Raw genomic sequence first — 22,079 nt, forward strand, 5'->3', positions numbered from 1 at the left:
CGTAGATACAACAATTAAAACGGCAATATACAGGAAATTCATCTAATTGCTAGCCAATCAGTAATGAACTTTTTACTAGCTTTAATTTACTAAAATTTCACAAAAAATATATAAGGGATTTTCATGATGACAATCAGCAGTAACTGAGGTCATTGTATATATATATATTCATTTCTTATTGTGATTACAGATATCAATTCTATGAATATCTTAATGCTATCTTCCACCTTTCCCTATCCACCAACGCGGGGTGGAACACAGGTGAGGACGTTTAATTTACTTAAGTATTTAAGTCAACGCCATAGTATTACGCTGGTAACTCAACGTGATGCTACTGTCACAGAAGCGGAAATAGTAGCATTACAAGATTGTGTGGATCGCCTAGTGGTTTTTGAACGTCCCCCAGAATCAGGAACCTCTGCAGGAATATTTCAGAAAATTCAGCGCTTCATCTCATTTTTGCAACAGGGAACACCACCAAGCGTCATCAACCGTTATTCAAGTGAAATGCAAGAGTGGATTGATAACTTTGTAGAGGCGGGAAAATGCGATGTCATTACCTGCGAACATAGCGTGAATGAAATTTATGTGCGATCGCATTTCCAAAAACAGCTAAGAACTGTAGTCAATATTCATAGTTCGGTATACGGCAGCTGCTATAACCAACTCGCAACTGGGATTTCCGAAAATAAGTTGAGGGATAAAATTAATCTGCCACTTTTACGCCGTTATGAACAAAGCTACTGCTCGAAGTTTTCTGAAATTGTCGTGACAACAGAAGAAGATAAAATTCAATTACAAGAATTTAATCCTCATAGTGAAATTACAGTGATTCCTAATGGCGTTGATTTAGTGTCATTTCCCTACAGAATTCACGATCCGGGAGGACATCGCTTAATTTTTATCGGCGCAATGGATAATTTGGCAAATATTGATGCGGTATGCTTCTTTAGCCAAGAAGTATTGCCAGAAATCCAAAAAATTTATCCTGATACAACTTTGGATATTGTTGGTAGTCATCCAACCCCAGAAGTTTTAGCACTGAAAAAACAACCGGGAGTTACTGTAACTGGTCGTGTACCTTCAATGTCCGAATATTTACATAAATCAACCGTCTGCATTGTACCAATGCGGACTGGTTTTGGCATTAAAAATAAAACTCTAGAAGCAATGGCTGCTGGTGTACCGATAGTTGCAAGCGATCGCGGTTTAGAAGGGTTAGCGGTAGATGGTTCTAGTACGCCTGTACGAGCCTTGAGAGCAAATACACCAGCAGAGTATGTCAGCGCCATTACTCAACTATTTAATAGTCCACAACTGAGAGCCGAGTTATCTATTAATGGCAGAGAACTGATAGAAACAGAATTTACCTGGGATATAGCCGGTGAACGCTATGAAAAAGCTTGTTGTGGAAGTGATGGGAATTATGAAATTTGAACTATTACTGATTCACAATAGAATTATTGTTCCATTGTAGGTACAGTAAAAATTCTGCTGCCAATAGGAATCCTTGTACTAGGTTGAGCTGTCTCTGGTGTAGTGACAGTAACACTAGTAGAAGGATTACTCAGGTTTTCAGATAAAATATTGGGTTGGTTATTTGTAGAAGAACTGGAATTATTAACTTCAGATGGCGTAGTGGGATTAATGCCAATAGATGGTTCTGTAGATATGGGGCTAATCTTATTAGTATCGTTGTTATTGGATTCTGCTGTAGTTTGTGCTTGGCATGGCATCACAGTCAAAGCAGAAATTGAAACTACAGCCAGTGCAATGATATTTTGACAGTATTGGTGCATATTCTTATTGATGTGATGAGGGGTTAGACTTTGAACAAGGGAGATGCACTGAACTCTTAGCTCACCAATTTTCTAATTACTAAATTTGGTGAAGTAGATTTTTTATCTTGCAAATTGCTGTAATCACAAACCATCTTGATGCTAAATATTGAAACTTCATTAACAACTTTTTTATTAAGCAATTAAATATTAGGTTGCTAATTAAAGTATTTATGTATTGCTAATACACTTATTCTTTAGATATCTTGTTTGAGAAATCAGCTTGTGCAACTACCAATAAATATACTTGTATAGTCATTCTTTACATAAGAGAAAAATTACGGATTTTTGTATAAAAATCCGGAATTATCACCTCAAACGCTGGTTCGTATATTTATCAAACCCAACAATAAATATATAAAGTATTAAATGATGAAATATAAAAAATTGCTTTATATCAATTTGCGATAAAGATGCATAGCAATAGAAAAATGCTGAAAGTCTTTACCTCAATACAATACTGGCATCAAAATCTGATCGCTCCATAACACTGATTCATTAATCAAATACAAGCAATTCTTCTAGGGTATACAGCAACTAACTGTATATCCCAGGAAACGCTAAAGGCAGATATATCTATATACTTGCAGCCAGACTGTGAGGCTTTCTTAATCTGCAACTGGATCGCAACGAATTTCAATCATAAAACCATCAGGGTCATAGAAGTATACACCTCTACCAGTGGGACGGGTAACTGGGCCATGAGCGATCGCAATTTGATTATCTTTGATTACTGCTACTGCTTGATCGAATAATTGCGGATCGATGTCAAATGCTAGGTGGTATGCTCTGGTGAAGGACTTCTCTGGGTTGGGATCTGGCGGTGATAAATCCGGTTCCCCAAATAAATCTAGAATTGTGCCATCGGGAGTAATGAAGTTAGCTACTTTCCCCGCAGCGACAAGTTCAACCAAGGTTGCGGGTACTTCATCACCTGTAAGTTCATGTAAACCTAAAATATTGCCATAAAAATGTCGGGATGCTTGCATATCTTGAACGTTGAGCGCAATGTGATGTACCTTACGTAGAACACCAGGCGCTAAGACACTGTTCGCAGCACAAGAGCTAGATAGCATGGCAGAATCAACTTCCCTACAAAGATAGAAGATAAACTTTTTGCTCAAAGTTTATGCTTTATCCTAAAAACTTACCATGCCTTTCGATTATTCTTTAGACTTTGCCAATATTAATTTTCGCCAACATCCTGAACTTTATCGTGTTGGTAAAGGTGAGCAGGGTGTACTTTTGGTAGAGCCATATAAATCGGAAATTCTTCCTTTCTGGCGATTTAAGAATCCAGAGATTGCTAAAGAGTCGAGTGAGAAGATTTATGAGATTTTTTTAGTTTATTTAGAAAATAATGATTTTATTGGTGCAGACATGGCACGCAAGTTTTTACAAATGGGTTATACGCGATCGCGCCGTTATGCAAATCATAAAAGTGGTAGGAAATACAAATCTAGTTCGCCAGTAGCAGGTGAGAAAAAAGAGATTCTACCTTATGACGTAGACCCTGTTAAAGCAGAATCAGCAGCAATATTTAAAACCAAATGGATACAAGCAAAGACAAATGAAAAGTATCTCCAGCTTTTAGCAGAACATAAACGAATGTACGAGGTAGAGTAATTCGATTACTGAAATACAAGTAGTTAAAACGGCGCTAAAGCGCAACTACTAACATTTTCTAATGCAATATTTTAGCAGTGTCAATGCGCTAATAACGCACCATCCCAAGCTTTTGGTGCGTTACTGAAATTTTTCAAAGAACAAATAGAATTGCTATATTAGCCGGAAATGAATTTAGTGTTCAAATATATCTTTATATTGCAATAAATCTAAAGTCACGATTGTGGGCAGAACTTGAAAACATTCTTGAGCAATTTGCCAACGCTCTTCTCTTTTGAGCATAGCAATTAGTTTATCTCTAACACTAAGTAAATAGCGCACATCATTAGCAGCATAATTGAGCTGTTCTTCAGATAAATTAGCAGCATTACCCCAATCAGAACTTTGAGCGCTTTTATCAAGTTCGACTTTTTCTAATTCCTGAACTACATCTTTGAGCCCGTGGCGATTAGTATAAGTACGTGCTAGTTTACTAGCTATTTTGGTACAAAAAACAGGCTGAACAGTAATACCTAAGTTGTAACGTAAAGTAGCAATATCGAACCGTGCAAAGTGAAATACTTTCTGGATGTTGGCTGCTTCTAACAGTTTTTGTAAGTTTGGTGCTTCAGTTTGTCCTTTAGCGATGCGAATTGCAGTAACTTGCCCCTCTGGGTTACATAATTGGACAAGACAAAGGCGATCGCGCTGTGGTAGTAATCCCATTGTTTCCGTATCCACAGCGATCGCCTCTGATTTTAAATACTGAGACAGCACAGCGTCACTCAGGTCGCGATCGCTCACTTGAAAATCTTGTAATGTCATGAATCACTCAAGAATAATTGCAGTGCCCAACAGAAGCAATTTCTATGAGACACTACATTATTATTGTGCAAAAAAAGCAGAATTTCTAGCCATTTCTGAGGTGACTGGAAGAGGTAAAGGGGAAAGGAGCAGGGAGCAGGGGGAGAAAGAAAAATATTATCTGAGTAAATTGGATAATTTATTTTCTGAAAGTCCCGAATGCAGTAGCTTCAGCCTGTAGGTTCGTTGTTAAGTGGTTTCAAAGAGTAGCTGCGCTTGTACAAAAAACTCAGCACTACCATGACGACTGTGAGAAACTTTTGGCTAGCTGCACTAATTAGTTTGCAAGAAAATCTGTGTGAGATAGACTTCGCCTTTTTGATTAGCAGCAACGCCAATCCCTGTGAGATTATACTTTCCCTTGATGTTCTTGAGATGCCCTGGACTATTGAGCCAACCAATCACAGCTTGTGCTGCCGGATCGCTATATCCTTGATTAAAAGCAACATTTTCCCCTGCACTTTTGTAAATAATCGGGAGAATAGTAACTCGCTTCTCAAAACCTTGATGGCTAAAAGGAACTTTACCATTAGCCATATTTTGACTATGAATTCTTGCCTGCCGAGTGATATTAGCATTCAGGGTCAACTTTGATAAACCTTTAGAAACACGATATCGATTAATTTGGTCAAAAACTGATTTTTCAAGAGATGTAGTTTTAAAAACAGTATTTGATGCAACAACCTGATTTGAAGCGATCGATAACGGTTTATTATTAGGGTTTTTTTGTGGAGAACTGTGACCTGAAATAGGAGTAGTTGTTAATCCACTGGCAAGGACAAGCGTACTTAAAGCTATGCCAAAAGCAGTTTGTCGTAACATGGAAATTACTTAATGTATAGAGTTATAAGACCTCTAATCTACCTTATTCTTCCTAGCAGAAATACGAGGATACTATTAAGGCTTGATGAACTTAGAGAAATTTTGCAACTGCTTTACAGTAAATACAAGTAATCACCTCCAAGTTTATACACTAGGATAGATGTAGATGTTTCAGATGCATTAAGTAGCTTAACGAAGTGATAGCTGTCCCTGAAAAGATAAAAATTATCTGAATCTTTAAAAAAGATAATGTAGTATCTTCTAGACAAATGTTATGGGCACTACATTTTTCATTAAATAAATTGGCATAAATAAATATTTACGATTGAAGTCAGAGGCTGTTGCGAAGCGCTGAAGAATTAGCCAGCAGCTATGAGCAAGATTTTCAAGACCCAAGGTATTGACAGCTAGAAATCACTTGCAACTTTGAATTTTATAGCCCGCAGCGTAGTCCACTCACTGGAAAGTTATGAGGCGGTAGTGTGTTGGAGAGGTTCTTTTCGTTGTAGCAACTGGCGTTGCTGAGTAAAATTATTGAGTAAAAATCAATACAGTTCAGTTAAGCTCATTAGCGATTGATTTGTCACTTATTAAAGAAGCCAGAAGAAGTGGGGGATTCTCCCCTAAACCCCCCGATTGGGTGACGGTTGCGTCCCCCAAACCCCCTCCAAAATTATTGTTCTGTTTTTTTGTTGAGTAACTATTTTTTTGGTTTTGTTATCAATTAAAAACTAATATTTCAGAGTTTAAAAATGTAAGTATACTTTTATTTATTCTTCTCTGTTCCATCCCTAAGCAAGTAATTTCAGGCATCAAAACAATTTTTAGATATAGCAATCCTAAATTTGTTTATCAGCAACACTTCTTAAAGATAATCAAAGTTTTTATCGGTGAATAATAGATAAATTTTAACGAAAAAACTATTATATGTAACATTAATATAAATTTATTGCTGGTTTTACTACAATCTGTGAGTGTCAGTAATTTCTTGGGAAATCTAAGGATAACCTAGAATTTCTGCTGACTTAACTTTGTAATTAAGGAGTAAACCCTTGATACAAGAACACTCCAGGCTATCGGTATCTGACGGAGAAAATCATCGCTCACGTAATTTACTGATTCGATTTATTGTTGGTGGTACTACCCTTGTAGTCAGTATTTCTGCATATTTCAGTTATCAAGCTGCTAGAAATATGACGCTCCAAGATTTGAGACAGAGTGCTTTTTTAGAAGTACAGAGAGGAGGTGATGAAATTGAGGAGTGGTTACACGTTCGCCAAGTAGAAGTAGAAACCCTGGCTAATACTCCAACTGTACGCTCCTTAACTTGGTCTATTGCAGAACCTTATTTAACCGCAGAAGTTAACAGGATCAAAGAATTTTTCTTTTTCCAAATGGTTAACTTAGATGGCTCATTTGCTAATACCAAAGTTGGCCCTTCAAATAAAAATATTAAGGATAGAGACTTCTTTCAAAAAGCGATCGCAGGTAAAAGCAATATTTCCGATCCCTTCATTAGTCGTTCTACAGGAATTCCGTTAATTGCGATCGCAACTCCAATTTGGGCAACTACTCCGCCAGTTGGTTCGCCAATAGGAGTTTTCCACGGTAATGTGAAAGTCGATCATATCCAAGAGGTTGTCAACTCGTTGTACTACGGCCCCAACAGCTATGCTTTTGCGCTGAATTCCCAAGGACAAGCGATTGTACATCCCAACTCTGCGTTAATGTCAACCATCGAAAAACCCGCACCTAGTTTGCTCAAAATTGGCGATCGCAATTTAAATGCGATCGCGCAACGGATGGTAAACAAAAAGCAGGGAATTGAGTTGATGGAAATTGACGGTACTCAAAAATATGTAGCTTATTTGCCGTTAAAATCTGCTAATTGGTCAGTAGCTTTGGTAATTCCCCGCCAAAATATTGAATCTCGACTGCAATTCCTCGATGCGATCGCCTTAATTGTCGGTGGGCTGACAGTCACCATGATTACAGTATTGTGGAGAGTACAAGCATTTGAACAAGCTGAACTCAAAAAATCTAAAGCAGCAGCAGATACAGCTAATTTGGCGAAAAGCGAATTTTTAGCCAACATGAGTCATGAACTGCGAACACCTTTGAATGGGATTCTCGGTTGTGCCCAAATTTTGCTACGTTCTCCAGCTTTACCTGAGTCAGAGCAATATCACGTCAATATTATTGAGCAATGTGGTTCTCATCTGCTGACTTTAATTAATGACATTTTGGATTTGTCTAAAATTGAAGCTAAAAAGCTAGAACTGCACCCCCAAGATGTACATTTGCCTTCTTTTCTGCAAGGAATTGCAGAAATTTGCCAGATTAGGGCAAAACAAAAAGGTATTTTGTTTATTTATGAACCTGCAAGTAACTTGCCAACAGGGGTTCATGTCGATGTCAAAAGATTACGTCAAGTATTATTGAATCTGCTGGGAAATGGGATCAAATTTACAGATGCGGGTAAGGTGACTTTCAAAGTTGAAGTCATCGATCAACCTCCCAGTGATGAGCAGATAGTTAAACATCAGATTCATTTTACTGTAGAAGATACGGGAATTGGTATAACTCCCGCAGAATTGAGCAAAATTTTTCTGCCATTTGAACAAGTAGGCGATAAGAAGCGCCAAGCTGAAGGTACTGGGCTGGGTTTAGCCATTACTCGCCAATTGGTACAGATGATGGATAGCGATATCCATGTGCAAAGTCAAATTGGTGAGGGGAGTAGCTTCTACTTTGAGTTAGAGATTCCCACAGCTCATGATTGGGTACAGTCTGCAATGACTATATCAGACAAACAAATCATTGGCTTTGCAGGAGAACCTTACACCATCCTGATGGTTGACGATCGCTGGGAGAATCGCACAGTGATTACAAACCTATTGCAACCACTGGGTTTTAATGTAGTGGAAGCTACCAACGGTAAAGAAGGTTTAGAAAAAGCGATCGCACTCCAGCCAAACTTAATCATCACAGATTTGCTGATGCCAGAAATGGATGGCTTTGAATTGATTCAAAATCTGCGTCAGACCCCAGAAATTCAGGATGTCAAAATTATTGTCTCTTCTGCTAGTGTCTTTGAAGCCGACCAATATCGCAGTCTGCAAGCTGGCGGTAATGACTTCCTCAGCAAACCTGTACAGGCTGATGAATTATTGCAGCAATTAGCTAGCCACCTCAATATAGTGTGGATTTACAAGCAATCTCAAACTGAAGTAACAGCCAAAGAATCTACCACAGCCAATAGCCAATCTCCCCAATTAACTCCCCCCAGCACAGAAGTTTTACAGGAACTAATTACCTTAGCTAGTAAAGGTAACTTTAATGCCATTCTCAAGTGGGCCGATCAACTAGAAGACACAGACATCATATTTGCGCCATTTGCTAACGAACTACGGCAATTAGCTAGGCAATTTGATGAAGATTTAATCCTCAATTTCTTACATCAATATGCAGTGGAAAAAGTATGAACAATACTATAGGAGAGCCTTCTGCTCAAGGAATTATTTTAATAGTTGATGATAACCCCGCTAACTTACAGGTTTTATCCAGTTTTCTCGATCAATCTAACTTTGAAGTTTGGGCAGCGCGCAGTGGTGAGAAAGCTCTTCAGCGATTAGAAAATGGTGATTTACCTGACTTAATTTTGCTAGATATCATGATGCCGGGTATGGATGGGTTTGAAACTTGTAAATATCTCAAAAGTAATCCTCGTGTCCAAGATATTCCGGTGATTTTTATGACGGCTCTTTCCGAAACATCTGATAAAGTCAAAGGCTTGAGGTTAGGAGCCGTAGACTATATTACTAAACCTTTTCAGCATGAAGAAGTTTTAGTCAGAATCGAAAATCATCTGCAACTGAGAAATCTCACTAAGGCTTTAATTTCCAAAAATGCCGAATTGCAAAAAACTCAAACTCAACTGATTCAAGCTGAAAAAGTAGCAGCTTTAGGTCAACTAACCGCAGGAATTGCTCATGAAGTCAATAATCCGATCAATTTTATAGCTGGCAACTTAAATTTTGTGGAACAATATGTACAGGAAGTAGTTAGTTTACTTCATCTCTATCAAAAACATCTACCTGACCCACCGGATGAAATAAAAACCGCAATTGGCAAAAATGATCTCAACTTTTTATTAAATGATTTATCGAAAATTATTCAGTCTATGCAAGTGGGTACGAGTCGAGTTACAGAAATTGTCTCATCTTTAAATAAGTTCTCACGCCACAGAGAAGCAGGTAAGAAGCTAGCTAATTTGTACGAAGGTCTAGAAAGTACAATAATGATCCTGGGACATCGCTTCAAAAGCAATGGTCATCACCCACCTATTAAACTAGTTAAAGCATATGCCGATTTACCACTGATTGAGTGTTATCCTGGGGAAATTAATCAGGTTTTTATGAATTTAATTTCTAATGCAATTGATGCCATTGAAGAAACATATAAAAATAAAGACTTTAATGAAATTTCTCAAAATCCTGGTGTCATTAAAATCACAACTGAAGTAATAAAAGAAAAAGTTATTATCAGAATTGCAGATAATGGCTCTGGTATTAACAAGGCAGACGAAGCTAAAATATTCGATGCTTTTTACACCACAAAACCGATTGGTAAAGGTACAGGGCTTGGTTTATCTATTGCTTATCAAATTGTAGTTAATAACCATAATGGTAAGCTGACATATAATTCAATGCCAGGTGAGGGTATAGAGTTTATCCTTGAATTACCAGTCCGATAACACCAATTTTACATTGCATCAATTTTTTAAATTTAAATTTTTCAACTAGCAAAAATCTGGCAATAACAAAGCTCCCCATTCGTGGGAAGCTTTTTTTATTTAGCTAAAGCTTTAGTATGTTTTTATTATCTTTATTCTTAACAAGCTAAGGTAAACAATTTTTTTCGTAGAGTTTGCCAAGAGTCAAAAGTCGAAACATTTGGCTTTTGATTCTTGACGTTGAACCTGGGACTGTTTCTCAAAAGGGATTGTAGATCAAAGAAAAGTATAGCCCATTTTCTTGCCATGTATTCTCCCGAGATTCTACAGATACTAAGGGAACACCCCAGTCAAGACGCGCGGTGAAGCGATCGCCTTGTGTCCACCTTAAGCCTAAACCCACAGAAGCCAAGGTGTTAGGATCTGGGTTGGCTCGATTAGAATTATTCCAAGCTACACCAAAGTCAACAAATGGTGCCAGATGCAAGGTACTACCGATTTGGGGTAAACGAAGAATTGGTACTTGAACTTCTGCTGAAGCAAAAGCCCCATTATCCGTTAATAAGTAATCTTGGCGATAGCCTCGAACTGTATCAATACCGCCTAAACCTAATTGTTCTAAAGGCAGCAAGCTTTTTGATGCTAACTGTGTATTTACACGTAATAGTAGTAATGTTTCTGGAGCTAATAACCTTGCCCATTGGGCTTGTCCTTGCCAAGCAAAAAAGCGGCTATCAGGCCCCTCTTGATTAATCGTCGCATCCAATGCACCTATACCCAAATTAAATTGCGATCGCAAAGCAATTACTTCCCGACTGTTGCGCGTTGTCCACTCTTGGAAAAATCTAATTGCAGATATGCGTGTCCTTCCTTGTTCATCGGCTCCCAATGAAGGAAAAGGTAAACGTTCACCTTCAATATAAGTAGCTTCGCTCTCGCGCCGCGAAGCTGTCAAACCTAGAGCTAACTCTTGTGTAGGAGTTTGAATGATGGGCTGGCGGAAAGTAATCTCGTAATAACGCGAAGATGATTCAATATCTAGAATATTGAAAGGTTCTTCAATAACATTGCTCGATGTGGTGCCAAAGTTGAAAGATAGTGTACCGTTACGGGCGTTGAGCGGTAATGTATAACCAACATCAAAGGCATTACTACCATCAGTATTAGTGTATGCAAAATTCAAGCCATCTCCAAATCCTAGTAAGTTGGCTTGATTGATTTGTAAGCGACGGCGAAAACTACCAACACTAGGCGATCGCGCATTATCTAGAACTACTTGAGCGCTGAAGGATTGTGCTTCTCGTACCTCAACTTGTAATACACTCACACCAGGGCGAGATCCGGCGGAGAGTTCCGCCGATAAGTTTTGAATCAAAGGATTCAACTGTAATAGTTGCAATGCTTCTAGCAACTGCTCCCGATTTAGTGGCGCTTTGGTGGCGATCGCTAGACGGCTACGTACATAATTAGAGTTCAGTCTGCGAGTCCCAGTTACCTGAATTTCTTCTAATTTACCTTCAACAACCTGAATTTTAATTACACCAGATTTGATAGTTTGTGGTGGAATATAAGCACCAGAGGTAATATAGCCATTTCTTACATATAAATCAGTAATTTTAGAACGAGCCTGAAATACCTCAGCCAAAGATATTGGTCTGTTGATAAATTCTTTAGTTTCTGCTGCTAGTTGTTCAGGAGTAAATACAGTGCTACCAACAACCTCAAATCTTTCTACAACAATATTTTCTGGAAGATTTTCTGGTAAGGTTTGCTCGGGTGCTGGAGTGAGGTTAGGAACAGGAAGAAGTTGTTCTGGTGGTGGTAATGGTTGTGGTGGTTTAGGTAAAGGCGTTGGAGAAGGTACAGGTGGTTGTACATCTTGTGGTGGTGGGAGCTGTTGCGCTTGGATGGAATTAATATTTGGGATTTGTGAACTATTAATAGCCTGGGCTTTTGCTGATTTAGCGTTGATGTTGGCCAGCAACACAAATATACTCAGTTGTAATAACAAGACTCCATACTTATGAAGTAATTTATCGCTCATCATGGTTTAGGGCTATTTCAACTTACATTAAGATTTAGTAAAAAGCAGCTGACATTACAAGATAGCAGCTAGCTGGATATTTACTGACAGTAAATTCATCTAAGTTAAAAAATTAAAGCTTAGACTCAGTTTACAATTAGATTTTCACCATTATCCGCTATAATTACGAATTAGCAAAGAGAGTAACTTATAATATTTAAAACATAAAATTAATTAAAAAATACCAAAATTGAGTTTTATTTATCAACTTATAATTAATTGCCAAAATGGCTTTATTTTAGAATTTGATATTTTTAATTATAGGAATAATTGGCAATTAATTATATTTTTATCAAGGGAACTCTCATTGGAGAATTTTATACAAAATATTAATAATTAACCAGTAATATTTTGTTCCGGCTTCAAAGGTTGTCTATATAAGTCTTTGTATTTCATTATTCAAATTTGATACTTCAGCCTGCTTTTACCATTTGATAATTTTCATAAATATCCCTCGCTCTCAGCAAATTTCCGCAAGCGTGGTAAACATTGACGTTGATAAAAACTGCTTAAAGTGGGAATAGATAAACCGAATTCTTCAGACAATTCCTTCCAACTAGCTTCTGGGGGTAGACGTTTCAAAATTAATACCTGACAATTGACATCAGAACGTCCTTTAATATAAGTACTGCGGAGTTCTCCTTGAGAGTCAGCTTCCGCCCATATTCTGACATTATCTAAAATTGGGGGAGCCTCAGGGGTAGCAGCTAGGTTGTCCACAGGATCAAGAATATCGCTGTTGTCACCCGAACCCGATTGTCGAATCTTCAAAGGTACTTTGATTGCTTGTTCTCGTTGCTGGCTTAAGTAAAAGTCTTGGAGTCTACGTTTTAGGTAAGCATTCAACCAAGTGACGACACTACCATAATTGGAGTCATAGGCTTGACCTGTCCTAGCTTCACAAATATTCCGACAGAAATATAACCAAGTTTGTTGGAGTGCGTCTTGATAATAAGGAGTATTTTCACGCCAGAGCCTACTTGCAGTCAAACGAATGATTTGCGTGAGCAGCTTCTGACGCTCTTTACTTCCGGGTGGGTGTTCACAAGCTTGGGCAACTAAATAGCGCAGCTGTTCATCCAATTCAACCATAGCAATCTGGATAAAGAAAGCAAGAATATTTTAAGGCAAATATTTCCCCAAAAATCTATTATTTCCAGCTTAGGCAATTTTTTTTCTTTCACGCGCTTAAATGAATAAAAAATTGTCATTTATATGATTAGACAATAATTTAATATACTGTTTGTTTACTTCTGGGATTGGTCAACTTCCTTGCGCGTTTTAGGCATTTAATTTTGAATAAATCTCATTAACACAAAATGACGTTACCTATTAAAAAAAAGAAAGGGAAAGGTAAAGCTTTGTAATTCCTTTTCCCTTTTTATCCTGAATTAACCAGTTGAACTATAACCCTAACCAGGAAAAGAAACTCTCCCACCAAGAAGTTGTCAAATCGCTGACCTTGAAATTCATTTTGCGGCGAATATCTTGAATATTCCAGTTCGTTAGCTTGGCTAAAGTTTGCGCTTCTTGTTCAAAACGCTTAGGCAATGATTGCTTATATTCTCGCCCAGCCGGACAATTTAGGTCGCCTGTAAACGGATGTTGTAAGATGTAACGACCTTGAAAAGATTCCCGGTTAGAAGTTTCTTGGAACATTGGATCTTCGGGGAATTTGTTGCGGGTGTAGCGAATATGCAATCGACTGATAAACACATTACTACTAGGAACAGGTGGACGAAAACCACGAGGTAATGTCCGGTTATTCCGAGAATCATCATCCAGCCAAAATACACCTGCTTGCTTGAGTTCTTCTAAAGATAAAGGTTCGGCAGAGCAAGGATCGCAACTACTCATATCCCAGGCATATTCTAAGAAAGCTACTTTCCTATCTTCTTTAACGTAGGAAGTTTGGAACATGGACTTATAGAAGTCACTAAATTCATTTTTGATAAACACCGGAATATTAGCGTCAGAGGGAACTTTTACTGTGCGATAGTTAGTAGTTTCTGCTTGCCCTTTGGGAGATAAAATGTAAACAATCACATCCTGTTCAGCTGCGGCGTTAATCATACCTAAACGAATCGGCAGCATGAACCTAGGTGATTTGTAAAATATTTGCAGAGGACGAAGTAACTGATAGCCAGATTGTTCAAATTTATCTAGGTTAACTTTCGCTACAAAAAATTTCATTGCAGAGCGAATGTATGGCTGAAGTAAGTCTTTGGCTCCCTTAGGAATTTTGTAGCCATTTTGATTGAGCCAAGTTTCCAAACCTCCAGACTCTTTAGCGCTGAGAATCACAATATCGTATTCGCCAACATTAAACCGCGCCTCAACAGTTACACCTAAATTACTACCGCCTCTTCTACTAGCCATCTCATCTCTGGCTGCGGCTCTAGGTGCTGCTTGTGGCATATTTTCACCTTCGTAAACAGGAGCGCAGGGATCTGAATCAAAATATTCTACTAATCGTGGCGCGCTAAAAGCATCAAGCCGTTCAATAATTTTGGGTTCAGCAACACGAACTTGGTCTTTTTGCAAGACAGTTGGTACAGGTACAACGATCGCAAAATCTTTGACTGCACCCTGAAAATCATTAGCCATTGTCAAGACAGTGCGATCGCCATCTCGCGCAATTACTACCTGAGAAGCTTGATTATAAAGTTTGCTATCAGCTTTAGAAACATAAAATCCGCAAAATGCCCATGCTGTAGGCGTAAAACACAGCACAGCTATTAATGCAATGACTATGGAAATTAAGAATCTTAAGGGTTTCATATTATTTTTCAATTGTGTTTAAGAGGCTAGGGATTAGTACCGTCGTGAATCCAAAATTCACAAAAAATACAGCGTCAGCATTTCCTTGAGTTGCAATGGTTTGTTTATTTTGTCATTGGCTGATTAGGAGCTAGGATTTAGGGAATTAGAGATTTGAGTGTTATCGGTAACACTAGCGTTATCGTCTTTTTTCCACCAAGAATATTCCGGGGCTGACCAGAAAGCATCAAACAAAATAGTTAATGGTGCTAAGATAAACAACGCCCAGAAAACCGCGCTGGAAATAAAGAAATAGTTCCGCAGTATAAAAGTGAATATGGCGATGCATACTGCCCAAACTAGACGACCAATTCGGGCATTGGGAATTGAGCGCGGATCTGTCACCATAAACAGGGCAAATAGCAATAAAGATCCACTCATCAAACGATGACAATAAACATCCCAAGTCCAGCCTAGCCAGAGATTGCGAATAGCTTCTAGCAGAGAGTAGGAACCCAAGAAAGCAGCTGTCGTATCCCAACGACCAACTCGCTGCAAAATCATGCCACCAGTCCCAAAAAACAATAGTCCATACCACCAGTCTTCTCCCCACTGTCCTGGCGAAACCCAAGCATCAGAGGTGAGCAGCAAGGCAGTAATAATACCAAAGTTGGCAGGATTGAAGAAATGTTTATTACCAACTTGGAAAAAAAATTTACTAGCGATCGCACTTGCTGCGGCTAAAGCCATCGTTGTCCAATGATCGGCTCGCAACAGCAAACTGAGTCCCAAGGATGTAATTAAAGCACTGCGAAGATTGATGTTTTGTTCTTTACTCAAAATCGATGACAACATCCATTGGGTTAATAGACAAGTCGCGATCGCGACTCCGATCAACTCCGGATGCAATGTCCAGTCCCTTGTGCCAATTCCCAAAGCTAGAAACAAGGACAAAAATAGAATTTGATAATCTCGGATATCATTAAGCAAAATTACCCGCATATTCAGGGATTACGCGCAGATTTTTCCCCAATCTAGACGGATAAATGCTGAGATAATACAGTTGTTACAGTTTTTGTTACAAACTGAAGGACTGAAACCAGGAAGTCTTCTATTATTTGCTAGTAGTAAAATGGCGATCGCTTTGATGTGAACTAATGTTGCGGATAGATTCGCTACAATGCAAAAACAGATTGCTTCTCAAGTCTTTAATTTATGCTGATCCGTCCTGCTACGCCAGCTGACGTACCCAACGTTTTACCAATGGTTGCAAAGATTTGTGCTTTGCATGAAGTCTGGGACTCAGCTAAATATGGGTTTCTACCCCATCCAGAACAACGATATCAAAACTGGTTGGGAAGGCTGACAAATAGCGATAGCAGCGTATTTCTGGTAGCTGAAGATGAAGAGAATTTAGTAGCGTTTCTGGTAGCGACAGTTGAGCGAGAAATTCCTATTTATCGGTTAAAGGAATTTGCCTTTATCCATGATGTTTGGGTTGAGCCAGATTATCGTCAACGAGGGGTAGCAAGGGAAATGGTAATACTGGCTGTTGAAAGCTTTCAAAAAATGGGAATTAAACAAATAAGGCTGGATACTGCAGCAATTAACGAAGCAGCGCGGCGGTTATTTGCATCTTGTGGTTTTCGCATCAGCACTATAGAAATGCTGATGGAATTAAGCCAATAGTTGTAGAGACGCGATTAATCGCGTCTTTATTCACAAGTCAAATGACTAATGACTAACTAGCTAAAAGCGTTTTTTCTAGAGGAGTCCAACGGAAAGCGCGATCGCCACCTCTTTCAATCACTACTTTGACTTTTGGTTCCAAGCGTGGTAGAGCCGTCAAAAAGTCAAGTTCTTGATTGGAAAGAATATGCCCCTCAATAATCCACAGAACCAGTCCTTTAGACTTTGGCGGTAACTGTTCTAGATGAGAACTGATAATAGGTGGCAAATAGTATACATAACCTACTGCTGCACCAGTACCAGTACTTTTTTTACCCAGATGAGGTGGTCTGACTCCATGAACTCCTGTGAGATAGGCTGCCAAATCTCCTAGTCCCTTAGCAGTAATGTGGAGGGTTTCATACCCAGTTGCGCGCAGTCGGCGACGGTACCGACCTTCATAACCCCCTTCTGGAGGAACATAAACACCAAGAGAACCAACTTTTTCTAGTTCGCGAATAAAAGCGTTGCCAGTGGTAAGTAGTGCCATAGATATTCGTTCTATCTCACTTAGATATCTCTATTATTTACCGCGAACTGCTAAATTCAGTTCAATAATAAACTTATGATCTGGATTAGCTTTACTTGGTACCAATCCATTGATATCGCTTCAATGTAATTTTGATACCTCTGGGCAGGGGGAAGATAGAGCATGAAGGATCTGGGCAGTCATAACAACTTCCTATTAGCATTAGCAATTACCAGTTACCGATTACCCAATGCCCAATGCAAAAAATTTATAGACAAATCTAAATAAATCATTTATATTGTTAGATTGTGACCAAATACGCAAATTAGATTGCCCTCTTATTGGCATTCTGAGCTAGTGTGAGCATCAAGGGCTGATGACTTGACTCCAATAAGGATGAATCTAGCTGAGACTGGCCGAAGACTGGTACACTAAAAAAGCTTTCGGGTCAAATACAGAACTTACGGCTGGAGAATTTCAACCCAACCCTAAGTTCCAGACTACATTCACTCCTGTAGTCCTGAAAAAGTAGGCAAAACCTTGAACAATAGTTTAAGGTATTTTAGTCGGAGTAGAAATTAAGCAGTAATGTTGGTTTGATCGCATTACATAAGTCTTAGTTGCAGGATACTGGGTGGCAAAAGCTGCTTAAGTCCTACTACCACACGGCTGTCGTCTAAAGTTGGGCAATCCACTCAGGACGCTGCCTCCAGAAAGTGCCTAAGCAATTGCTCGGATGAAAGCATTGCTGCACAAAGCGCAAAGCTCTAAAGCCTTGCCTTGATTCCAGAAGTTAACTCTTCCCAAAGGAAGATGCTTATGGCTGTTCTGGTGAACTAGTGAGTGAAAGTAAACGGATTCACCAAACAGTAAGGACATAGTTTTGTTTGTCCCGGAGAAGTTGGAGTGGCTAAAGCGGCTCTAAATTTCGGAGGCTATTCCAACCTCGCTCGGTATGCACAAATCATGTCTTTGAGAGTCCGATGCCAAGGTTAGCAAGTAGATAAGGAGAACCAGTTACTGTGTCTGTAGGTATTCTCGGCACCAAGCTGGGCATGACCCAAATTTTTGACGATGCAGGAGTAGCAATTCCTGTCACCGTCGTCCAAGCGGGCCCATGCACCGTTACCCAAGTTAAAACGAATCAAACTGATGGTTACGCTGCCATTCAAGTTGGTTTTAGGGAAGTTAAACCTAAGGCACTAAACAAACCGCTTTTAGGTCACTTAGCAAAATCATCTGCCCCAGCGTTACGTCATTTGAATGAGTATCGTACAGATACTGCTAGCGATTATGCTTTAGGTCAAGAAATTAAAGCAGATATTTTTAGTGCAGGTCAAATTGTAGATGTAATCGGTACAAGTATCGGACGTGGCTTTGCAGGCAACCAAAAGCGTAACAACTTTGGTCGTGGGCCAATGTCACATGGTTCTAAAAACCATAGAGCGCCCGGTTCGATTGGTGCTGGTACAACCCCAGGTCGTGTTTATCCCGGAAAACGGATGGCAGGACGCTTAGGTGGTAGCCGTGTCACAATCCGCAAGTTGACAGTAGTGCGAGTAGATGCAGAGCGCAATTTACTGCTAATCAAAGGAGCCATTCCTGGAAAACCAGGTGCGCTGGTAAGTATCGTACCTGCCAAGCAAGTTGGGAAATAGTCAAGAGTCATTATGTTGTTGTCATTAGTCATTAGTCATTGGCTAAGGACAAGTGACAAAGGACAAATGACAAAGGACAAATGACAAGGGACAAGTGACAAAAATGGTTCAGAGTATAGTTAAAAATTGGCAAGGAGAACAAGTCGGAGAGACTTCGTTTGATTTGCGCGTTGCCAAAGAAGAAACAGCGGCTCATATTGTACATAGAGCCTTAGTTAGACAACAGACTAATGCTCGTCAAGGAACTGCTAGTACAAAAACCCGTTCCGAAGTAAGAGGCGGTGGACGCAAACCTTGGCGGCAAAAAGGTACAGGCCGCGCTCGCGCTGGTTCTATTCGTTCACCCCTGTGGCGTGGTGGTGGTGTGATCTTCGGGCCCAAACCCAGAGATTTTGATTTAAAAATGAACCGCAAAGAGCGGCGTTTGGCACTGCGAACAGCTTTTGTCAGCCGTATTGACGATTTGATTGTAGTAGAAGAATTTAGCGAACAGCTATCTCGCCCCAAAACCAAAGAATTAGTCGCAGCACTAGCGCGTTGGGGAGCTGCTCCAGAAGCTAAGACACTTTTAATTTTGTCTGAAATTGCGGAAAATGTGCACTTGTCAGCCCGCAATGTAGAAAATTTAAAGGTAATTGCAGCCAATCAGTTAAATGTTTTTGATTTACTGCACGCTGACAAAGTTGTAGTTACAGCCTCAGCTATAGAAAAAATTCAGGAGGTCTACAGTGCCTAACTTCGACCCCCGCAACCTCGCTGACTTAATACGTCGCCCAATTGTGACAGAAAAAGCGACCATCCTGATGGAGTTAAACAAATACACTTTTGAAGTAACTCCTCAAGCAACTAAACCAGAAATTAAGGCTGCGATTGAAGACTTATTTCAGGTCAAGGTTGTCAAAGTCAATACTTCTAACCCACCACGGAAAAAGAAGCGTGTGGGCAAATTTATTGGTTACAAGCCCCAATATAAGAAAGCGATAGTAACAATCGCATCTGGGGATGTAGAGAAGGTTAGACAAGTTCTATTCCCAGAGGTCTAAAGCAAAAATGGGTACTCGTTCTTATCGCCCCTATACCCCTAGTACTCGCCAAGTTACAATCTCTGACTTTGCGGAAATTACCAAAAGTGAGCCAGAAAAATCGCTCACTAAGTACGTACATCGTCCAAAAGGACGAAATAATCAAGGGCGGATTACAAGCCGTCGTCGGGGTGGCGGGCACAAACAACTTTACCGCATCATCGATTTTAAAAGAGATAAACGCAACATTGCAGGGACAGTCACAGCAATTGAGTACGATCCCAATCGCAATGCGCGCATTGCTCTAGTTTTGTATGAAGATGGTGAAAAACGCTATATTCTCCATCCCAATAACTTAAAAGTTGGGACAAGAATTATTGCTGGGCCAGAATCTCCTATTGAAGATGGCAATGCTTTACCTTTAGCGAATATTCCTTTGGGTACCAGCGTTCATAACGTAGAAATGACTCCTGGAAAAGGTGGTCAAATTGTGCGTTCTGCTGGTGCTACCGCGCAGGTTGTAGCCAAAGAAGGTAATTACGTAACTTTAAAACTACCTTCTGGTGAAGTTCGTTTAATTCGCCGCGAATGTTACGCCACAATTGGACAAGTAGGTAACACCGACGCGAGAAACTTGAGTGCTGGTAAAGCTGGGAGAAATCGCTGGAAGGGTCGCCGTCCTAAAGTTAGAGGTAGCGTCATGAACCCCGTTGACCACCCCCACGGTGGTGGTGAAGGTAGAGCGCCAATTGGGAGATCTGGGCCTGTTACTCCTTGGGGTAAACCGACTTTGGGTGCTAAAACTCGCAAACCCAAGAAAGCTAGCAGCAAATTCATTGTCCGCCGTCGCCGTAAATCTTCTAAACGCGGTCGTGGTGGTCGTGAATCCTAAATTTAGTTGTGGGTAGTGAGTCAAGAGTGCTGAGTAGAATTGTCCAACTCAACACTAAAAACTCAAAACTCAAAGCTTAAAACTCAGAACTCAGAACTCAGCAATTAAAAATATGGGTCGTTCTCTTAAAAAAGGTCCTTTCGTAGCCGATCACTTACTCAGCAAAATTGAAAAGCTGAACGCTAAAAACGAAAAACAAGTTATTAAAACTTGGTCGAGAGCATCGACAATTTTACCCTTAATGGTAGGTCACACGATCGCAGTCCATAACGGACGGCAGCACGTCCCCGTTTTTGTGAATGAGCAAATGGTAGGTCATAAATTGGGAGAATTTGCCCCCACACGTACCTACAGGGGTCATGGCAAAAGTGACAAAAAATCAGGGAGATAGTTAAGAGTCTATTGACTCTTGACAACAGGAGAAAATTATGGCTACTGATACAACTGAAGTCAAAGCGATCGCTCGTTTTATCCGCATTTCTCCCTATAAAGTACGTCGTGTACTCGATCAGATTCGGGGCAGATCGTACCGAGAAGCGCTAATTATCCTAGAATTCATGCCTTATAGAGCCTGTGATCCAGTTTTAAAGGTTCTCAGAAGCGCTGCTGCTAATGCCGAGCATAATGCTGGTTTAGACCGCGCTCAACTCGTAATTACTCAGGCATACGCAGACCAAGGCCCAGTACTCAAAAGATTCCAACCCAGAGCGCAGGGTCGAGCTTACCAAATTCGCAAGCCAACGTGTCATATCACTGTAGCTGTAGCCGCAGGCGCTGCGGAATAATGACTAGACACGAACCCATTGCGTAAAGTAAGAAATTTTAGAGGAACCATTCGTGGGACAAAAGATTCATCCAGTTGGTTTTCGGCTGGGTATTACACAAGAACACCAATCTCGCTGGTTTGCAGTTCCTGACAAATATCCAGAACTGCTCCAAGAAGACCACAAACTTCGTCAATACATCGAACAAAAGCTAGGCAGACTTGCTCAAAACAACGCTGGCATTTCAGAAGTACGGATTGAGCGCAAAGCCGACCAAATCGACTTAGAAGTTCGTACAGCTAGACCTGGCGTAGTAGTAGGTCGTGGTGGTCAAGGTATCGAATCCTTACGTACCGGACTGCAAGAACTTTTGGGTAGCAATCGTCAAATTCGCATCAACGTAGTAGAAGTACAACGAGTTGATGCTGATGCTTATTTGATTGCGGAATATATCGCTCAACAACTAGAACGACGCGTATCTTTCCGTCGCGTAGTCCGCCAAGCGATTCAACGTGCCCAACGCGCTGGTGTTCAAGGCATTAAAGTTCAAGTTAGCGGACGGCTCAACGGTGCAGAAATTGCTCGTACAGAATGGACTCGTGAAGGTAGAGTACCTCTACATACCTTAAGAGCTGACATTGATTACTCTTACTGCACAGCTAAAACCGTTTATGGAATTCTGGGCATTAAAGTATGGGTATTTAAGGGCGAAATCATCCCCGGACAAGAAGAAGCCGCGCCCGCACCCACATCTCGGGAACGCGAACGTGAACCTCGCCGCCGTCAACAACAACGCCGTCGCCAACAATTTGAAGACCGCTCAAATGAAGGGTAAACCG

Annotated in this window: 21 protein-coding genes; 12 read left to right on the top strand and 9 right to left on the bottom strand. The window is 40.1% G+C overall.

Translation table 11 applies throughout. The features are described 5' to 3' along the window. Window positions 1–201 precede the first annotated feature (201 nt). Window positions 202–1,437 carry a glycosyltransferase family 4 protein gene (locus AACU25_RS08075; protein ID WP_096574694.1) on the top strand — a complete coding sequence of 412 codons (1,236 nt, stop codon included), beginning with the start codon at window positions 202–204 and terminating at the stop codon, window positions 1,435–1,437. 23 nt (window positions 1,438–1,460) lie between these two features. Here the strand turns inward: AACU25_RS08075 and AACU25_RS08080 are convergent, their stop codons facing one another. Together AACU25_RS08080 and AACU25_RS08085 are read right to left on the bottom strand one after the other, a co-directional pair. Beyond that, entirely contained in the window at window positions 1,461–1,799 is a 339-nt protein-coding gene (locus tag AACU25_RS08080) for a hypothetical protein (RefSeq protein WP_096574695.1), read from the bottom strand. 647 nt (window positions 1,800–2,446) lie between these two features. Further along, window positions 2,447–2,914: a VOC family protein gene (locus AACU25_RS08085; protein WP_096574696.1), complete on the bottom strand. Its 468-nt coding sequence runs from the start codon at window positions 2,912–2,914 to the stop codon at window positions 2,447–2,449. 76 nt (window positions 2,915–2,990) lie between these two features. Between AACU25_RS08085 and AACU25_RS08090 the strand changes: the two genes are divergently transcribed. Further along, a complete protein-coding gene (locus tag AACU25_RS08090; RefSeq protein ID WP_096574697.1) occupies window positions 2,991–3,464 on the top strand; it encodes a DUF4385 domain-containing protein in 474 nt (157 codons plus the stop codon). A gap of 174 nt (window positions 3,465–3,638) precedes the next feature. Here the strand turns inward: AACU25_RS08090 and AACU25_RS08095 are convergent, their stop codons facing one another. Both AACU25_RS08095 and AACU25_RS08100 read right to left on the bottom strand, forming a co-directional pair. Then, a complete protein-coding gene (locus AACU25_RS08095; protein WP_096574698.1) occupies window positions 3,639–4,268 on the bottom strand; it encodes a ribonuclease H-like domain-containing protein in 630 nt (209 codons plus the stop codon). A gap of 312 nt (window positions 4,269–4,580) precedes the next feature. Next, complete coding sequence (locus AACU25_RS08100) at window positions 4,581–5,129, bottom strand: CAP domain-containing protein (protein ID WP_096574700.1); 549 nt, start codon at window positions 5,127–5,129, stop codon at window positions 4,581–4,583. A gap of 1,052 nt (window positions 5,130–6,181) precedes the next feature. Here AACU25_RS08100 and AACU25_RS08105 point away from each other — a divergent pair. Both AACU25_RS08105 and AACU25_RS08110 read left to right on the top strand, forming a co-directional pair. Then, window positions 6,182–8,614, top strand: a complete 2,433-nt coding sequence (locus AACU25_RS08105; protein WP_096574701.1) for a hybrid sensor histidine kinase/response regulator — start codon at window positions 6,182–6,184, stop codon at window positions 8,612–8,614. After that, on the top strand, window positions 8,611–9,885 hold the full coding sequence (locus tag AACU25_RS08110; protein ID WP_096574702.1) for a sensor histidine kinase: 1,275 nt from the start codon (window positions 8,611–8,613) through the stop codon (window positions 9,883–9,885). Before AACU25_RS08105 ends, AACU25_RS08110 begins: the two co-directional genes overlap by 4 nt. A gap of 238 nt (window positions 9,886–10,123) precedes the next feature. Here AACU25_RS08110 and AACU25_RS08115 read toward each other — a convergent pair whose 3' ends face one another. The 4 genes from AACU25_RS08115 to AACU25_RS08130 all read right to left on the bottom strand — a co-directional run bounded on the left by AACU25_RS08115 (window position 10,124) and on the right by AACU25_RS08130 (window position 15,700). After that, complete coding sequence (locus tag AACU25_RS08115) at window positions 10,124–11,908, bottom strand: ShlB/FhaC/HecB family hemolysin secretion/activation protein (RefSeq protein WP_096574703.1); 1,785 nt, start codon at window positions 11,906–11,908, stop codon at window positions 10,124–10,126. Between the two features lie 480 nt (window positions 11,909–12,388). After that, window positions 12,389–13,039 carry a hypothetical protein gene (locus AACU25_RS08120; RefSeq protein ID WP_096574704.1) on the bottom strand — a complete coding sequence of 217 codons (651 nt, stop codon included), beginning with the start codon at window positions 13,037–13,039 and terminating at the stop codon, window positions 12,389–12,391. A gap of 312 nt (window positions 13,040–13,351) precedes the next feature. Then, window positions 13,352–14,728, bottom strand: a complete 1,377-nt coding sequence (locus AACU25_RS08125) for a DUF2330 domain-containing protein (protein ID WP_096574705.1) — start codon at window positions 14,726–14,728, stop codon at window positions 13,352–13,354. A 123-nt stretch (window positions 14,729–14,851) separates the two neighbouring features. Then, window positions 14,852–15,700, bottom strand: coding sequence for an RnfABCDGE type electron transport complex subunit D (locus AACU25_RS08130; RefSeq protein ID WP_096583582.1), 849 nt, complete (start codon window positions 15,698–15,700; stop codon window positions 14,852–14,854). Window positions 15,701–15,922: 222 nt separating this feature from the next. Between AACU25_RS08130 and AACU25_RS08135 the strand changes: the two genes are divergently transcribed. After that, complete coding sequence (locus tag AACU25_RS08135) at window positions 15,923–16,396, top strand: GNAT family N-acetyltransferase (RefSeq protein ID WP_096574706.1); 474 nt, start codon at window positions 15,923–15,925, stop codon at window positions 16,394–16,396. A gap of 52 nt (window positions 16,397–16,448) precedes the next feature. Here AACU25_RS08135 and ndhN read toward each other — a convergent pair whose 3' ends face one another. After that, entirely contained in the window at window positions 16,449–16,925 is a 477-nt protein-coding gene (gene ndhN, locus AACU25_RS08140) for an NAD(P)H-quinone oxidoreductase subunit N (RefSeq protein WP_045870375.1), read from the bottom strand. A 1,001-nt stretch (window positions 16,926–17,926) separates the two neighbouring features. On the opposite strand from ndhN, the gene rplC reads away from it, so the two are divergent. The 7 genes from rplC to rpsC all read left to right on the top strand — a co-directional run bounded on the left by rplC (window position 17,927) and on the right by rpsC (window position 22,075). After that, window positions 17,927–18,562, top strand: coding sequence for a 50S ribosomal protein L3 (rplC, locus tag AACU25_RS08145; protein ID WP_096574707.1), 636 nt, complete (start codon window positions 17,927–17,929; stop codon window positions 18,560–18,562). Window positions 18,563–18,665: 103 nt separating this feature from the next. After that, a complete protein-coding gene (rplD, locus tag AACU25_RS08150; protein ID WP_096574708.1) occupies window positions 18,666–19,298 on the top strand; it encodes a 50S ribosomal protein L4 in 633 nt (210 codons plus the stop codon). Next, window positions 19,291–19,605, top strand: a complete 315-nt coding sequence (locus tag AACU25_RS08155) for a 50S ribosomal protein L23 (RefSeq protein WP_096574709.1) — start codon at window positions 19,291–19,293, stop codon at window positions 19,603–19,605. Before rplD ends, AACU25_RS08155 begins: the two co-directional genes overlap by 8 nt. Before the next feature lie 7 nt (window positions 19,606–19,612). Next, entirely contained in the window at window positions 19,613–20,476 is an 864-nt protein-coding gene (rplB, locus tag AACU25_RS08160; RefSeq protein ID WP_096574710.1) for a 50S ribosomal protein L2, read from the top strand. Window positions 20,477–20,588: 112 nt separating this feature from the next. Continuing rightward, the gene (gene rpsS / locus AACU25_RS08165; protein WP_045870370.1) at window positions 20,589–20,867 is read left to right on the top strand and encodes a 30S ribosomal protein S19; all 279 of its coding nucleotides are present in this window, start codon (window positions 20,589–20,591) and stop codon (window positions 20,865–20,867) included. A gap of 37 nt (window positions 20,868–20,904) precedes the next feature. Then, window positions 20,905–21,261: a 50S ribosomal protein L22 gene (gene rplV, locus AACU25_RS08170; protein WP_045870369.1), complete on the top strand. Its 357-nt coding sequence runs from the start codon at window positions 20,905–20,907 to the stop codon at window positions 21,259–21,261. A 52-nt stretch (window positions 21,262–21,313) separates the two neighbouring features. Beyond that, window positions 21,314–22,075 (top strand): 30S ribosomal protein S3, encoded by a 762-nt coding sequence (gene rpsC / locus AACU25_RS08175; RefSeq protein WP_096574711.1) that lies wholly within the window; start codon window positions 21,314–21,316, stop codon window positions 22,073–22,075. The last annotated feature ends 4 nt before the right edge of the window (window positions 22,076–22,079 follow it).

The organism is Tolypothrix tenuis PCC 7101, assembly GCF_963874875.1.
Lineage (GTDB): Bacteria > Cyanobacteriota > Cyanobacteriia > Cyanobacteriales > Nostocaceae > Aulosira > Aulosira tenue.

Excerpts from the sequence above, each read along its gene's own strand:
- AACU25_RS08075 (WP_096574694.1), top strand. The coding sequence starts at position 202 with ATGAATATCTTAATGCTATCTTCCACCTTTCCCTATCCACCAACGCGG.
- AACU25_RS08080 (WP_096574695.1), bottom strand. The coding sequence starts at position 1,799 with ATGCACCAATACTGTCAAAATATCATTGCACTGGCTGTAGTTTCAATT.
- AACU25_RS08085 (WP_096574696.1), bottom strand. The coding sequence starts at position 2,914 with ATGCTATCTAGCTCTTGTGCTGCGAACAGTGTCTTAGCGCCTGGTGTT.
- AACU25_RS08090 (WP_096574697.1), top strand. The coding sequence starts at position 2,991 with ATGCCTTTCGATTATTCTTTAGACTTTGCCAATATTAATTTTCGCCAA.
- AACU25_RS08095 (WP_096574698.1), bottom strand. The coding sequence starts at position 4,268 with ATGACATTACAAGATTTTCAAGTGAGCGATCGCGACCTGAGTGACGCT.
- AACU25_RS08100 (WP_096574700.1), bottom strand. The coding sequence starts at position 5,129 with ATGTTACGACAAACTGCTTTTGGCATAGCTTTAAGTACGCTTGTCCTT.
- AACU25_RS08110 (WP_096574702.1), top strand. The coding sequence starts at position 8,611 with ATGAACAATACTATAGGAGAGCCTTCTGCTCAAGGAATTATTTTAATA.
- AACU25_RS08115 (WP_096574703.1), bottom strand. The coding sequence starts at position 11,908 with ATGAGCGATAAATTACTTCATAAGTATGGAGTCTTGTTATTACAACTG.
- AACU25_RS08120 (WP_096574704.1), bottom strand. The coding sequence starts at position 13,039 with ATGGTTGAATTGGATGAACAGCTGCGCTATTTAGTTGCCCAAGCTTGT.
- AACU25_RS08125 (WP_096574705.1), bottom strand. The coding sequence starts at position 14,728 with ATGAAACCCTTAAGATTCTTAATTTCCATAGTCATTGCATTAATAGCT.
- AACU25_RS08135 (WP_096574706.1), top strand. The coding sequence starts at position 15,923 with ATGCTGATCCGTCCTGCTACGCCAGCTGACGTACCCAACGTTTTACCA.
- ndhN (WP_045870375.1), bottom strand. The coding sequence starts at position 16,925 with ATGGCACTACTTACCACTGGCAACGCTTTTATTCGCGAACTAGAAAAA.
- rplD (WP_096574708.1), top strand. The coding sequence starts at position 18,666 with ATGGTTCAGAGTATAGTTAAAAATTGGCAAGGAGAACAAGTCGGAGAG.
- rplB (WP_096574710.1), top strand. The coding sequence starts at position 19,613 with ATGGGTACTCGTTCTTATCGCCCCTATACCCCTAGTACTCGCCAAGTT.
- rpsS (WP_045870370.1), top strand. The coding sequence starts at position 20,589 with ATGGGTCGTTCTCTTAAAAAAGGTCCTTTCGTAGCCGATCACTTACTC.
- rplV (WP_045870369.1), top strand. The coding sequence starts at position 20,905 with ATGGCTACTGATACAACTGAAGTCAAAGCGATCGCTCGTTTTATCCGC.